Genomic DNA, 15,344 nt, shown 5'->3' on the forward strand with positions numbered 1-15,344 from the left:
GCCTTTTGTGGGCTCTGCATTTCCTTTTTTATATGCTTCTTTCAAAATCTTTTGTTGTTCACTTAATTTAGCATTCTTCCCCGTTTTTACCTCGCCAATTTTTATTTTACCTTTCTCTATATAAACAATATCCGCACGAGATCTTACTACCCCCTTATCCGTCTTAGTTTTGAATACTATTTCTGTTTTGCATGTTCTACATCCTTCATCATTTAATTCTTGTTTTTTCTCATCGCGCTTTTTGTCATGATGTTCCCTAGCTTTATTAAGCTTTTTACCTTTTCCATCCTTGTCATCGTCATTATTGTTTTGTGGATCTTTAGCACTCGCCTGAGAAGCTTTGTTTTTTTCTTCTTTGGTACTTTTGTCTGTTTTTTCACTGTCTCCTTCTGCACTTTTTGACACAACAGCTAAATTGCCAAGGGGATCAGTTGTAGCAACAATATCTTTATTCAAATAGGATACGACAACAACTACACCACCTACTAACAGAATTGCCCATCCTAAAGGAGTTATGGAAGATACAACTGCTCCAGCCTCTAAAACAAGCGGTGCTGCTAATGCAAGGCTATTATTCTCCGCAGCATTACCTGCGGCATCAGCACCGGCATTAACATCACCACCAGCAAGGGCAGCGGCAACGCCCCCGGCAGCACGTGCGATATCAATGGCATGATCTTTAAAGTCAGAAAATTGCTCTTTAATCTTTTGACCTATGCGCGCTTGATCTTCTACGGTTAGCGGGCGACCATTCAATGCTGCTATTTCTTTTTGTATAAAATTTTTGGACCACAGTTTAAACTGGAGCATAGCTGTGGCTTCGCCTACAGCACCCCCCACAGCACCGGCAGTGCAAGCGCCACTCGCAACAGCGCCTTTTAGGCAGCCAAGTCCTGCATGGGCAACGATCTGCGTGACCGTGTCTATTTTACCCTCAGCCTTGGCAGTGCCGATTTCTTCCGCCAACGTCTTGCCAGCCGTATCAGACATGGCAATGCGCAGATTGTTAAAAAAGTTCTTGTCAAAAGAGCCACCCTCAAGAGCCGTTTGCACGCCTGTGCCAATGGCGGCTTTGATCAGGTTCTTTTCTGCTTCACGGGTAATGCGATCGACAAAAGGAGCCGTTTTGGGTAAAGACTGTCCAACACCGGCCATTTCCGTTACTTTGCTGGTTAAGCCCGCCGTTAACATCGAAGAGACAATGCTGAGAACATTCTTGGAAGAACCAAGCTCATGCAATGCTGCGGCAATATCACCGCGATTATTGATAAGAGCTATGGCGCTTTTATTGATCAGCGCTTGCACACCTGCCTGTATCGCCGCATTCATGGCGGTGCTCGAGCCAAGCCCCAATGCACCGGTAATGGCACTGGCTGCGCCAGAAGCTGCTCCGCCCGTAACCGCCGTGACAGCCAATGCCACAAGTGCCGCACCTGCTTCTGTCAGACCTTGGGCTTTAAAATCCCAGTTTTTAAATTCAGCTTGAACGGCTTGCCAATCAACTTGCTTGGATAATTCTGGATCATCACGCAGTTGCTTAATCCATGACAATCCTGGAGAGTGTGACAATTGCTCAAGGGATTTGTCTAAATCACCGGTTTTCTCATATTCAACAACAATGCCATTGCCCGCATCAAGCTTCATGCCACCGCCGGCTTCTATGGTCACATGCTTGATGGTCTCTTTCAAATACCCTTTGTCGTTCTCACTCCACCACACAAGGTTTTCGTTACGCTGATAAGTGTCCTTAAAATCTTGATCCTTGTTGCTAAGAAACTGGATCTTCCCCTTATCTGCCGCAAGATGTATCTCACCACCACTTTTCAAACCTACTGCACCAAGCGTGAGATCCTCATTTTTTTAAGTATGGAGAAGTTGTTACTTTCTTTACTATCAATTGCCCCTCTTCCATAGTTTTTTCCAAAAACTCTTGTAAAAAGGGATAGGTTGTGGAATGGGAAGGTTCTCTGGTTTTTCAATCGGTTGGTCACCTTCAGGTATCTCTTCTCCCACGTGTACTTTAATTCTTTTACAAAGGAATTCATAAAAATTACTGGCGTAATATTCGCAATCTTCAGATGGAAGCCGGACATAGAGTGGGCATTCACCATCCCGAAACTGCGTATAATCAAAGTAAAAAGTCTCACCAAAATCAGCATCACACACAACAAGCTGTTCTGGTGTCGCAAAACCACGTTTTCTATCATTTAAATTTTGGAAAACAATATCACCACCCGGAATATCTGCTCCACACTCCTTATAAAGACTATAGATTTCTTCAGCTCCAATTTCTCCTCCTACATATTTTTTTAAAAAAACTTTGTAAGAGGATGTGAATTGTAAACCTAGAGTTTTCTCAGCCTTTTCAATCAGTAGATCACCAACCGCATTTTCTTCAGAACAAAAATTGACAATATCACCTTCATATTTATCAACTAATTGTATAACATCATCTAAGGTATAGGTTTTCATAAGTCCTTCTCCCCCCTAAAAAATATTAACGACGCTTGCATTCTTGAAAAGAAAAAAATAATGGTGGTTTAACATTGCAATTTGAAAGTAAAACCACCATACAAAGAAATTTACTTCAAATTATCTGTAATCCTTTTACAGAGGAATTCATAGAAGTTACTTGCATAATATTGTGGATCTTTGGGTGGAAAATCAAAATAGAGTGCACATTCTCCATTCTGGAATTGAGAATAATCGAAGAAAAATGTCTCTCCAAAATCGGTTCTACTAACAATAAGTTGCTGTGGCGTTGCAAAACCATTTTTTCTATAATTTAAGTTTTTATAAACAATATCATCACTACGAACAATCTCAAAGTTTGTATCATAAACGCTACATATTTCCTCACCACAAATTTCCCCTCTTCCATAGTTTTTTAAAAAACTTTTATAGGAAGACGTAAACTGCAAACCAAGAGTTTTCTCTGCTTTTTCAATCAGTGCATCATCAACTGCTTCATCTGTAGTGCCAAAATCGATACTATCGCTATATTTATTAATTAATTGTGCAACATCATCTAAAGTGTAAGTTTTCATGAATCTTCACCTGCATGATCCTTAATTTTTTTACAAAGGAATTCATAAAAGTTACTTGCATAATAAAGGGGATCTCCAGATATTACCTCAAAATAGAGTGGACATTCACCATCGTTAAACTGAGTATAATCAAAGTAAAATGTTTCACCAAAATCTGTTCTACTCACAACAAGCTGTTCTGGTTTTGCTAAACCATTTTTTATCTCTGTTAAACGGTTGTAAACAATATCACCACCATAAACAGTTTCAAAATCCACACCATAAATGCTAAATATTTCCTCACAACCAATTTCTCCTCCTCCATAATTTTTTAAAAAACTCTTATAAGAAGTTGTAAGCTGTAAACCGAGAGCTCTCTCTGCCTTTTCAATCAGTAGATCATCAACTGCATTTTCTGCAGTACCAAAATTAATAATATCACTATACTTATCAATTAAGACTGCAACATCATCTAAGGTATAGGTTTTCATAGATGATCCTCAAAACTTGCGTTATAAACGCTACATATTTCTTCCCTATCAATTTCACCTCTTCCATAGTTTTTTCCAAAAACTCTTGTAAAAAGGAATAGATTGTGGAGTGGGAAGGTTCTCTGGTTTTTCAATCGGTTGGTCACCATCAGGTATCTCTGCTCCCACGCTTTCTCTAATTCTTTTGCAAAGGAATTCATAAAAATTACTTGCGTAATATTCGCAATCTTCAGATGGAAGCCTGACATAAAGTGGGCATTCTCCATCCCGAAACTGCGTATAATCAAAGTAAAATGTTTCACCAAAATCTGTTCTGCTAACGAAAAGCTGTTCTGGTGTCACAAAACCACGTTCTCTATTGAGTAAGTTTCGGTAAACAATATCACCAGCAGGAATACCTTCCCCACAATCTCCATAAATGCTAAAGATTTCATCACCACCAATTTCTCCTCCTCCATATTTTTTTAAAAAAACTTTGTAAGAGGATGTGAATTGCAAACCCAAAGCTTTCTCCGCCTTTTCAATCTGTAAATCATCTGTTTCATTCTCTTCATCATCTTCACTACCCAAATTAATAATATCATCATCATATTTATTCACTTTATCAACTAATTCTACAACATCATCTAAGGTATAGGTTTTCATCAATTATTCTCCATAAATTATTTTATAAGTCTCTGTTTTTTCTCTTTTCAATTAACCGTAGCATTACTGCACATGCTCCTGTCCCCATCTGTCAAAATTTAGACCTATGATACCCCATTTCATATCGATCATTCCTCCTAAATTACTGTTTTTTTGTTCTCTATACCCTTTAGCACGTTCCTTCCAATATTCCTCTCTCCACTTACCAAACTTTTCTCTCTCTATAAGCGATTGATGTGTTTTGGAAGGAACATGAATCACGGAAGTATATTTGTTATGATCTTTACTACCAATTTCTGCTATGGGCCCCTCATGCGTTTGCTTTAGGTGATGCAACTCAACAGGCTCACCATCAAAACCTATAGGCGCTCTTCCTGTTTCCATTCTCTCAATATTGGTGCCCCACACGTCTTTCTTGTTTACTCTCCATTTTACCATTTGGTTAGGATCAAACAAATCGTTTCTCTGATAGACTTTGTTTGTCTGACCAAATTTGCTATCGGTAAATTTAATGGGTTTTTTGTTTAACCAAAGCTTTTTTTCTCCAGAAGCAAGGTTGGTCAGTTCTTTCCTAGCGGCAAATTTGGCAGGATCTCCTTGAACAGCAAGTTCTAGAAGATTTTTCTTGGAAGCGAATTGGGCAAAATCTCTCCTCGCAATGAACTGGATCAGAGCCTTTTCGCCAAGCTTTACACCTTCCTTGGCTAATCCAGCGCCTCCAACAAACAGCGCTGCTACTTCCGTCAATAATTTTCCGACTTCAACACCAGCATTAAAGGATCCACTAGCTCCCGCTCGCTCATATTCCGCCATCAAGTGATCAATACGCTCTACATAGGATTGCCCAAGGGTAGCAAAAACCTTACCACTGGTGACAAAATCTTTGAGCGCTTTCAAAGTATCTATGGGATGGCTGGCCATCTGCATAAAGCCATCAACCGTATCGTATAATTCAGCAGGCACACCAGCTACCAAACCTGCCGCAAAGCTTATATTTTGCCCACCACTAATCACAGACCACTTCGCAGACACTTCTGCTTCACATAAAAGGTCAGGACACTCCTTTAATTCTTTATTCATCTGAGCTTGTTGTGCACTGCTGAGGTAGTTATTCTCTGCGGCATTACCTGCGGCATCGGCACCGGCATTAACATCACCACCAGCAAGGGCAGCAGCAACGCCCCCGGCAGCACGTGCGATATCAATAGTGTGCTCTCTAAAGTCAGCAAACTGCGCATCAATCTTGGCAGTGATGCGAGCTTGTTCTTCCGCAGTGGGGGTGCGACCGTTGAGATCTCCCACTTCCTCGCGTATAATGCCTTGCATCCACAGTTTAAACTGGAGCATAGCTGTGGCTTCGCCTACAGCACCCCCCACAGCACCGGCAGTGCAAGCGCCACTCGCAACAGCGCCTTTTAGGCAGCCAAGTCCTGCATGGGCAACGATCTGCATGACCGTGTCTATTTTGCCCTCAGCCTTGGCAGTACCGATTTCTTCCGCCAACGTCTTGCCAGCCGTATCAGACATGGCAATGCGCAGATTGTTAAAAAAGTTCTTGTCAAAAGAGCCACCCTCAAGAGCCGTTTGAACGCTCGTGCCAATGGCTGCTTTGATCAGGTTCTTTTCTGCTTCACGGGTAATGCGATCGACAAAAGGAGCCGTTTTGGGTAAAGACTGTCCAACACCGGCCATTTCCGTTACTTTGCTGGTTAAGCCCGCCGTTAACATCGAAGAGACAATGCTGAGAACATTCTTGGAAGAACCAAGCTCATGCAATGCCGCGGCAATATCACCGCGATTATTGACAAGAGCTATGGCGCTTTTATTGATCAGCGCTTGCACACCTGCCTGTATCGCCGCATTCATAGCAGTGCTCGAGCCAAGCCCCAATGCACCGGTAATGGCACTGGCTGCGCCCGAGGCTGCTCCGCCCGTAACCGCCGTGACAGCCAATGCCACAAGTGCCGCACCAGCTTCTGTCAGACCTTGGGCTTTAAAATCCCAGTTTTTAAATTCAGCTCTAACGGCTTGCCAATCAACTTGCTTGGATAATTCTGGATCATCACGCAGTTGCTTAATCCATGACAATCCTGGAGAGTGTGACAATTGTTCAAGGGATTTGTCTAAATCACCGGTTTTCTCATATTCAACAACAATGCCATTGCCCGCATCAAGCTTCATGCCACCGCCGGCTTCTATGGTCACATGCTTGATGGTCTCTTTCAAATACCCTTTGTCGCTCTCACTCCACCACACAAGGTTTTCGTTACGCTGATAAGTGTCCTTAAAATCTTGATCCTTGTTGGTGAGAAACTGGATCTTCCCCTTATCTGCCGCAAGATGTATCTCACCATCACTTTTCAAGCCTACTGCACCAAGCGTGAGATCCCCATTCTTCGCATGCGCAGAGAACTTGCCACCTGTTTCCACCGTGGTTTTGTCTGTGGTGATTTGTGTGGATTGTTGACGGAATTTATTTTTTTGCTTCGATTTGTCACCTTCTTTGCCCCTAAGGTCTAAGTCATAACTGCTAAAGTTTTGCACCGAAGTCATGGTGAGGGAGTCACCACTGGTAAAGTCCGCATCGCCCTTGGCTTTAACCTTAGCCCCATTCACGATGAGAGCACCGTTCGTAACAATGGTAAGATTCTCACCACTGTTGACTTCACTCAAACGATGATCACGGCTTTGAGCATCATAATGCCCTTTTTCCAATGTCTCCTTATGTTCGCTCTCCAGCGCCAATGCGCCAATCATGCCTGTGCCACCGATAATCATCGTCATCGGACCGCCACTGGTGAATGCCCCTCCTTCTGCACCAAGGTCTCCAAGGGATTGAATGCTCAAAGCATGATCAGAAAGGATTTGCGCCTTCTGCCCAGCTCTATCAACAAAACCATTTGCATTCTTGTCACGGATTTTAGCGGTGCTATTGATAATCGTATTACCCGTCATGGTGATCACATCACCATGAATAACACCAGAAGAATTAGCTAAAAGACCATCACTGCTCAGATCAACAGCACCGCTGCCAAGCAAAAAACCACCATCATTGAACAAAGTCTTCGTGGTTTTTATATGGAGTGCATTATCACTAAAGACCGCACCGCTATTGGTCAGACGTTCTGCTGCTAAAGTGATGCCATGGCCTTTTAAATGAGCACTGGCGAGACTGCCTTGGTGGGTTTGTGACCCTGATGCCAAATAAACGCGCGGCACCAAGACCTCTTTTCCATCTACAAGGTGGGTTTCAAGCCAGATCATGTCCTTTTTGATCCCAGCAATCTGCTGAGGCGTTAATGGCACTCCTAGCTCTAACCCCAAGGGGCCTTGCTGCTCTACAGCATTGTCATAAAGCCTTTGCATTTGAGCATTGGGATCTTCAACATCAAGAAGAGTGCGATTGCCTGTAAGTTCAAAAATTTGCTCACGCACCAGACGATATTCATAATAGGCATCCCCCAACCTTTTAAACACTTGCTCGGGCTTATAATTGCCAACCCTTTTGAGGAAGTAGTCAGAACCTAAAAATTTGCTTGGATTGACAAAATCTGGACGCGTCTCAACTAAAAACGGCACATCCGGTGATTGGCTGCCAGCAAGCTCTGTCTTCACAGAGCTAAGCCCATCTTGTGTTGGTACTTGTATGGATTCTGTTGCTGGTGTTTTTGTGCTTGGTGCAAAAAGCCCTTTGTGCCCTGTTAAACCATTGATAATACCGTCTAAGCGTTCATTGCTGATCAGCGGTTTTGAGCCGTCAAAGTCGGTATTTTTAACCCCAGCCAAGCCTTTATCGCCAGAACTTAAGCCAACTTGCTCAACCCCTTCACGCACCGCATGATTATCAATATATCCCGTAATTTTGGCATCAAGCGTGCCACCCGCTTCAATCGTGCCATAAACTGCATCATAAGTGCGCGTAGTCGTTTGGATATCAGTATAATGTCCCTCATCTTTTATGCCTCCTCCATGACACCCTATATTCCACGGCCTGCATTTCTTCTCCCTGCGATGTGTTTCCGTTACAACCTTAGTTGTTTCGGTTAAATCGCGCCCCTCATTGAGCAGCGTATCGCCATGCATCTCAATGTTGCCATTAGCAGCAATTAAGCTATAGCTATTGCGGATATCACCGGCATGAACCGTGAGATGACGCCCTGCCAAAATCTGGGCAGCATTATTGGTAAAATGAGGCTGCTGACGGATGATCGTGGTGTCGACATCTTTCTTTATCTGATGGTGTCTAACCTCAGTTTTTTCCCATTCTCCTCGCACATAACTATGGCCAACCACTTTATCGCTAACTTCAACCCCACCTTCACGCATATTGGTAAGCGCTGAGACATCGAAGGTCATATCGCCTGATACAGCTTCTAAAAGCCCCGAACTGTTGATGACATGACCAGCCCGCTCTCCACTAAGCCCACGAATGGTTAAATTGTCTTCGGCAATGACATCGCCAAACTTATTGAGCAAAGAGCCATCCAAGGAAAGCGTTGCGGATTTCTTGGCGTAAATCAGCCCGCTATTGCTCAGATCACCGCTCACATTGAGTGCAACCCCATCACCGCCTGAGCCAAGAATGCCAGCATTGTCCAAAACATCGGCGGTTAAAACAAAAGCGCCCCCACTTTTGAGAACACCGCCTTCACCATTTAAAACCAGAGAGACTTGCTCTAATGAGGGATCATGCTTTGCTGCCACAAGTGTGAAAGTGCCATTGGATAAAAGCTGACCGGTATTTGCTAAAGAACCAAGCTTCGCATCCACAACACTCCCCATCATGATGCCATAATTGCTTAAAACACCTTTGCTGTTGAGAGTAAGCGCCCCACCTTGTGCCTCAACAAGCCCCGCTTGGGTGAGGATATCCGCTGTAAGGGCCACATCATAGGCAGCAACCTCGCTTAGTGTGCCCATCATCAATGTACCATCACTAGAAAGCTCCACCCGCGCTTTTGAAACAATACGTCCTATTTGGTCGAGATTTTTTTGCGCATACACAGTGATTGCGCCATTGCTTTCTATCGCACCACTATTGGTAAAATCACCATGGCTTTTGAGGTGAAGGTCACCACTCTCAACCTCTATGCGCCCTGTCTGCGTGATATCATCCGCAACAACACTAACTGCTCCTTGCGTGGAAATGAGACTGTCAATATTTTCAAAAGCACCAACATCAATGCGCAAACCACCACGTGCTAAGATGTATGCTGCCTCTTCATTGGGTTTGCTCTCCTGTTGGCCTAAATTTGCTGCCCCATCGCCCTTATTGCTTAAAGACGCAGCCACAAGCTTCATTTCGCCCGTAACAACACTGAGAACACCCGCTTCATTGACCACACGCCCAGCACGTTCTTTCTCAAGTCCGCCTATAGTCAAACTGTCTTCGGCAATGATCTTGCCATGCTTGTTGGTAAGAGCACCATCTAGGGACAATGCCGCAGATTTCTTGGCATAAATCAGCCCGCTATTGCTCATATCCCCTGCCACATTAAGCGCAACGCTCTCACCACTAGAACCAAGTGCACCCGCATTGTGTAATTGCCCTGCCGTTACGACAAAAACGCCACCACTCTGAAGCAGAGCGTCAGACGCATTCTCAAGAAAAGCTTGTTGACTATTTACTCCCTCTTGTGCGTTCAGCATCAGATGCAAATCATGAATTGCAATAAGCGTGCCTTGGTTTGTAAGGGCACCGGCATGCGCATTGATGTTCTCACCACGCATCATGCCGTTATTTGCAACCCCATCACGCACTTGAAAGCTTAAAGTTCCACCTTGTGCTTCTATAGTCCCCGCTTGGGTTAGCCCACCCGCGCTCAAGCCCACATCATGACCTAAAAGCGTACTGTTCGTGCTGATTGTAACCATGCCACCCGCTGTCACAGCAACCTTCTGCACACCGATAATATCACCCTTGTGATTGAGGGCACCATGGGCATCCAGCGTTACCTCCCCATTGGACAAAATAATGCCTTCTTGGACAAGATCACCGCTACGCGCATAAAGGTCTACTTTTTGTTCTGCAACTAAATGAGCGCCTGATCTAAGCTGTGCTGCTTCCACCAAAAGAGACCCGCCGGCACTATAGTGACCAGCCCCTATGGTGAGGGCATCATCGGCTTTCACAAGAACATTCCCCTTGGCACCAATATGATTGTTTAAAGCGCTAATTTGATTGGTTTTAATCGTCAGATCGCCAAGGGAAGAAACCCCAGCCTGATCATTGTCTTGCGCACGACTTAAATCAATTTCTGCTGCTTGGATCTCTAAAAGATTGCTCGCTGCTATTCGCCCATTCCCCGCCTCAAGCTTTGTGGCCTGTAAGTGCAAAGAACCCGTAGCGCTCTGTGTGCCATCGCTGCCTATACCACTCGCCAACAGCGCATCACGCTCAAGTTTAATCCTATTGGCGTGCACTGTCACAACATCACCTGCCGCAACGCGTGCATGCTCTGCAAGCTCAACATTGTTCAACGCCTTCAGTTCAACCGCTTTTTCTGAAAAAAGAAGATCTTGCACATGCACACTGTCGTGATGGGAGTGAGCCTTCAAGGCTCCTTTGGCACGTGCTTTGGCAAGCACCAGCTTGCCATCACTTGTCAATCTCATGGCGCCTGCATTGGCAACCATGTTCCCATTCATTTTAACACCAGCACCTTTATCGTTGGCCAGAATGCGGATCTGACCCGCATACATTCCGCCAAACTCGCTGGAATCAATCGCCAATTCTGGCTCTTTACCATCAGAGCCTAGCGATGTTGCTTCTCGTTTGTGATAATCAAAATGATTATGCCCCGCGACAACAGCCAACTCTCCTTTGACCTGTATGGGACCATCTACACTGATCTTGCGCGAAACAAGATCAAAAATATCCACTGAGCTTCCATCAGCACCACGAGATCCAATGGTGATGTTGCCACCTTCAACACGAAAACCGCTTAAAACCCCATCGGCTCCAATAATTGGCTGTCCGCTCGATAAGGTTACCCGCGGTGTATTGATAAAGCCGCAACCGTTACAAATAATTCCATTGGGATTGGCAACAATAACATCAGCCGCTTGCCCATGAACCTCACTCATCCCTTCAAGACGTGAGCGATTGGTGCTCACCACTTCATTGAGAATAACCTTTGCCGACCCAACACCCCGCAAATTGCTATTGCCAATCACCAAACCACCAAGCTGTGAAGGTGAAACCTCCTTGGTGGAATTATTTAAAATCACGCCATGGGCATCAACATTGAAACTGTCATATTTATTATGAGAAAGTCCCTGCCCATTGGGACGCGCAATATCAATCAAAGGCACACCATTGCTGGCGGCTCCCACCGTGGGGTGGTAAGCAGAACCAACCCCCTGCGCCGCTTTAATTCCTTGGTTTTCTTGTACAACAGGGCTTTGTGCCCCCATTGCTTGCGCTTGCACTAACAGAGGCTGAAAAGCCAAGCAAAAGCTTAAAACCAGTGAAAGCCCCTTGTGCGCCCCTTGTTGCAAAAGACCAAGAGCGCGCTGCCCTAGCGCACATCCATATCCCAATTTATGCTTTTGATCTTTCAATCCCCGCATCTTCCGCTCCTTATAAATCTTCTCTCTTTTTGTAAAAAATAACCCCAAACGGGGTGTAAACAGCTAAGCGATCATCTAACCGCCTCTTTACTTTAAAACCTCAACAAAGTTCGTATTTGAAATATTCCAGCAGCATTCCCCTGCTCTTTCGCTGTTAATTGGCTCAAAATATTCGAATAAGACAGATCCATATCCAAAATCTCTCCGCTTGCATGGAAACCCACACTTGCTCCAACAAGACTGCCACCAAAACTGTTTTTGTCTGCATTATTGGCAGCTCTCCCTAAATCAAGCGCCACATAAGGTGCAAATTGGCTCATAAATTTACGCCCCATTCTCGAAGAAAAGCCTGGCAATAACAGCGACAATTCATTGCGCCAAAACACTCCATTATTGCTGTAATAAACCGCCTCACGCACTCCACGAACAGAGGAACTACCACCAAGCGACATTTGCTCTGAACTAAACAAAGTATCAGGCGACAATTGTCCGGAGAACAAAGTGTTATAGCGGAAATTATACTGGTGAAGCGAAAAAGGACGCATATAGCTTAAGGAAAAAGACAATTTGGAAAATTGCCCTTTCGGCGCGTTTTTTGTTGCATTCTCATTTTTTGTTGAAGTTTCTTGCTCTTTATCATCGTAAGCGCCAAGAATTGCTAATCCCTTATGAAACCCTATATGAGCGCTTAATTCTCCTCCCTGCCACTTGCGGGAATGATCAAGCTCAAAAGCCGCAATAGCCAATTTGCGGCTGGAAACATCAACCCTACTGCCCATAATAAAATTATCAGAATATTTCCATGTCAACCGTCCTGTAAGCCACGTCTTGCCCTCTTGATCGCGGTCGATAACCCGTGAAATCCACGGCGTCAGCGATAAAGACTTACCCGCAGTCATAATATCGGAAAATATCCCCTTAATACTCGAATGATATTGGCTCCAAACCCCATCCAAACCCGCTGTCCAATAACCATAGGGAATAGAAAATGAACCTGTTATCGTATCACTATTGGGACGCTTGCCCGAAAAATGATAAGGACCACCATCCATGGAGCGCTGATAACTAAACGACCATTGATCATTGCCCCTTAACAAATCATCAAAAGAAAGGCTTAAGCGCGTTTGATAAATTCCTGTTGCTTTAGCACCAAGATTATCGCTGGAAAGCGTGATGAGCCAAGGTTTCTGTTTTTCAATATGAATATCAAGAATGGAACCACCAGAATTGCCTCCAGCACCAAGGTTAATGGTGGCTTGGCGAGAAAAAAGCCGATTGATTTGATCAAGCCCTTGCTCTATCTGGCGCAAATTGGTTGGCTTCCCAATCAGATCTGGAAATGCCGTGATGATTTCCCCTTGAAGTCTCCTCTCAACTTTATGCCCATCGAGGGTAATCGCTTCCATCACACCTTCAACAACAACAATCTTGAGATGACCGCCACTTAAATCTTGCTCGGGCAAATAAGCCCGCACCGCAATATAACCGCGCTTCATATAAAGCTTGGTCACCGCTTTAAGCACTTGGTTGATTTCGGCAATACCCAAACACCGCCCTTCCCAAAGAGAAATGGCTTCATGAAGGTCGGTGTGAGAAAGCAACTGAGCACCAACAAGTTCAATGCTTTTGATCGGCAAACAGGTTTTCTCTGTTGAAACACCATCAGAAGCTCTAGAGCCATCATCGGGTAAAGATATCCTACGCGTTTCTCTCCTACGATGTAATTGTTGAAAATGCTGTTCTTGTGTTTGTTGTCGTTGTATCCTCTCGGATTGATCAATCGCTTGATCACGAATGCTTTGTGCAAAACTCGGCAACGAAAAAAGACACAAAAAAGCCGTGGCATACACAAAAAATAAAAAACAGCGCATTCATTGTGCCCCCTCAAAGTGAGCAACAAAATGAACAACCTTATCCGCACCATAGAAACAACTAAAGCCCGTATAGAAATCTTTTACTGTTCTGATCAGAGTAACGATTTTAAAAGGTAAATAAAAAATATAGACTGTACTCTGTAGATCCGCTTTATTGCTTGCACAAGCCATAGCATCCCCCCGTGAAGACTGCGAACACTCTGGTAAAGTGTTATTCTACGAACTGCGTAATCTCTATTTCAAGAGGAAGTTTATAACCTATTATGAGAATAAAGAAAAACTTTAATTCACTGATATGCCAAATTTATCGGAACTGTAACATATTAGAGACAACAAAAACTACCACTTATTATGACATGATAAAAAAATAGCATTATCAAAATCCCTTTAATGGAATTTTGTAAATTCTATAACCTTAATCATCTTATTAAATTGATCACCTACAATCTTAAAAGGAGTGCTTATCATGCGTTATCCTAAAAGATAAGGCTTTGCACTTTTAAACACTCTACTTTGGATTGCCTTGAAAAGATTATACCGTATTCTAAAATGATAGCTTTATTGTTTAAAAATCTCTGTTTAAAGAGATTTTGATAATCTCTATAATTATCAGTCTCTCTTTAGATGTTTTATAACAAATAAATCACATTATCATCTTTATCATTTCCCTTATGAAAATGAAAAATGATGTGGTAGCTATAAAAAACATGACAGCTATAGAGAATGCATAAAAACAGCAGTTTTGAATAAAGCAAAATGCAAATGAAAGCTTTGGTTATAAAGACAATAGCTATAAAAAGCTGTTAAGTTGCAAATGCGTTATAAAAGAAATTAACAGAAATCTTAAAAACCATTTAGTAAAAAAAACTGATAGGTTATAAAGATAAAAATACGCATGATGAGAGCGTTTCTAAATATTATAAATGTATAGATTCAGAAAATAACACAATCGTTTCATAAAGCCCATAATATAGCTTTAACAGCACATAAATATAAAAGAAGCAATTGATAATCATATAAACAATATGAATACGTAACGTATTTAAAAAAGTGCCAAAAATATCAAAAAAGATAAAATAATAATTGACAATAAATACGTATTTTGATAAATAAGTAATAAAGTGCTTCAAAAACACTTAAACAGTAAGCGGATGGGTTACGGTAAACCTAATCCCCTCTAAAAATTGACTATTTTTTATGCTATAAAACGCATATATAGTGATTTTGTCGGGTGTAGTTACGCTATACAATACCCTACGGGAAAAGCGTAACGACGGACTTACTGCCGTGTTTTTGAGCACCCGACGCCCATTATGGGCTGTCAATCAAAAACGTATAATCAGTAAGGTTTAAATATGACAAATATCTCAAAAAACACCCCCATTATCTCTTCCATTTCAAATGAAACCACATCTGTTAATAAACAAGAGCCTGCAAAAAAATACGAATTTATTGATGATTGTGAATATATAGATGGTCATTTCTTAACTCGAATTAGAGCTTTAAGAGATTTTGGAGATGTTAAGGCTGGTGACCTTGGTGGCTATATTGAAAATGAAAACAACTTATCTCATGAGGGTAATTGCTGGGTATATAATAAAGCGCGGGTCTTTCAAAATGCACGCGTTTTTGGAAATGCTAAAGTAAAAAGCTTTTTTGTCGACGTCTATGGCAATGCACAAATTTATGGAAATGCTATTTTTGAAGGCAATGCACAAATTTATGATAACGCCCGG

General features: G+C 42.9%; 7 protein-coding genes and 2 pseudogenes. 1 reads left to right on the top strand and 8 read right to left on the bottom strand.

The window, feature by feature from the left end; all coding sequences use genetic code 11:
• Positions 1 to 555: 555 nt before the first annotated feature.
• The 8 genes and pseudogenes from BN202_RS10540 to BN202_RS09895 all read right to left on the bottom strand — a co-directional run.
• Positions 556 to 1,860, bottom strand: a pseudogene (locus tag BN202_RS10540) (DUF637 domain-containing protein); the annotation flags it as partial.
• 33 nt (positions 1,861 to 1,893) lie between these two features.
• Positions 1,894 to 2,472, bottom strand: a complete 579-nt coding sequence (locus BN202_RS02985; protein ID WP_019219047.1) for an SMI1/KNR4 family protein — start codon at positions 2,470 to 2,472, stop codon at positions 1,894 to 1,896.
• Positions 2,473 to 2,582: 110 nt separating this feature from the next.
• Positions 2,583 to 3,047 carry an SMI1/KNR4 family protein gene (locus BN202_RS02990; protein ID WP_019219048.1) on the bottom strand — a complete coding sequence of 155 codons (465 nt, stop codon included), beginning with the start codon at positions 3,045 to 3,047 and terminating at the stop codon, positions 2,583 to 2,585.
• Positions 3,044 to 3,517 (bottom strand): SMI1/KNR4 family protein, encoded by a 474-nt coding sequence (locus BN202_RS02995; RefSeq protein ID WP_019219049.1) that lies wholly within the window; start codon positions 3,515 to 3,517, stop codon positions 3,044 to 3,046. Before BN202_RS02995 ends, BN202_RS02990 begins: the two co-directional genes overlap by 4 nt.
• 54 nt (positions 3,518 to 3,571) lie before the next feature.
• Positions 3,572 to 4,162, bottom strand: a complete 591-nt coding sequence (locus BN202_RS03000) for an SMI1/KNR4 family protein (protein ID WP_019219050.1) — start codon at positions 4,160 to 4,162, stop codon at positions 3,572 to 3,574.
• A gap of 63 nt (positions 4,163 to 4,225) precedes the next feature.
• Complete coding sequence (locus tag BN202_RS03005; protein ID WP_019219051.1) at positions 4,226 to 11,734, bottom strand: two-partner secretion domain-containing protein; 7,509 nt, start codon at positions 11,732 to 11,734, stop codon at positions 4,226 to 4,228.
• A 92-nt stretch (positions 11,735 to 11,826) separates the two neighbouring features.
• Positions 11,827 to 13,605: a ShlB/FhaC/HecB family hemolysin secretion/activation protein gene (locus BN202_RS03010; RefSeq protein ID WP_019219052.1), complete on the bottom strand. Its 1,779-nt coding sequence runs from the start codon at positions 13,603 to 13,605 to the stop codon at positions 11,827 to 11,829.
• A complete protein-coding gene (locus tag BN202_RS09895) occupies positions 13,606 to 13,779 on the bottom strand; it encodes a hypothetical protein (protein WP_019219053.1) in 174 nt (57 codons plus the stop codon). It lies immediately after the preceding gene.
• 1,184 nt (positions 13,780 to 14,963) lie between these two features.
• Here BN202_RS09895 and BN202_RS03015 point away from each other — a divergent pair.
• A pseudogene (locus BN202_RS03015) lies at positions 14,964 to 15,344 on the top strand (hypothetical protein); the annotation flags it as partial.

It is taken from the genome of Bartonella florencae, from assembly GCF_000312525.1.
In the GTDB taxonomy this organism is placed as follows: domain Bacteria; phylum Pseudomonadota; class Alphaproteobacteria; order Rhizobiales; family Rhizobiaceae; genus Bartonella; species Bartonella florencae.

What these genes read in the sequence shown, in the direction of transcription:
- BN202_RS02990 (WP_019219048.1), bottom strand. Translation starts at nt 3,047, where the DNA reads ATGAAAACTTACACTTTAGATGATGTTGCACAATTAATTAATAAATAT.
- BN202_RS02995 (WP_019219049.1), bottom strand. Translation starts at nt 3,517, where the DNA reads ATGAAAACCTATACCTTAGATGATGTTGCAGTCTTAATTGATAAGTAT.
- BN202_RS03000 (WP_019219050.1), bottom strand. Translation starts at nt 4,162, where the DNA reads ATGAAAACCTATACCTTAGATGATGTTGTAGAATTAGTTGATAAAGTG.
- BN202_RS03010 (WP_019219052.1), bottom strand. Translation starts at nt 13,605, where the DNA reads ATGCGCTGTTTTTTATTTTTTGTGTATGCCACGGCTTTTTTGTGTCTT.
- BN202_RS03005 (WP_019219051.1), bottom strand. Translation starts at nt 11,734, where the DNA reads ATGCGGGGATTGAAAGATCAAAAGCATAAATTGGGATATGGATGTGCG.
- BN202_RS02985 (WP_019219047.1), bottom strand. Translation starts at nt 2,472, where the DNA reads ATGAAAACCTATACCTTAGATGATGTTATACAATTAGTTGATAAATAT.
- BN202_RS09895 (WP_019219053.1), bottom strand. Translation starts at nt 13,779, where the DNA reads ATGGCTTGTGCAAGCAATAAAGCGGATCTACAGAGTACAGTCTATATT.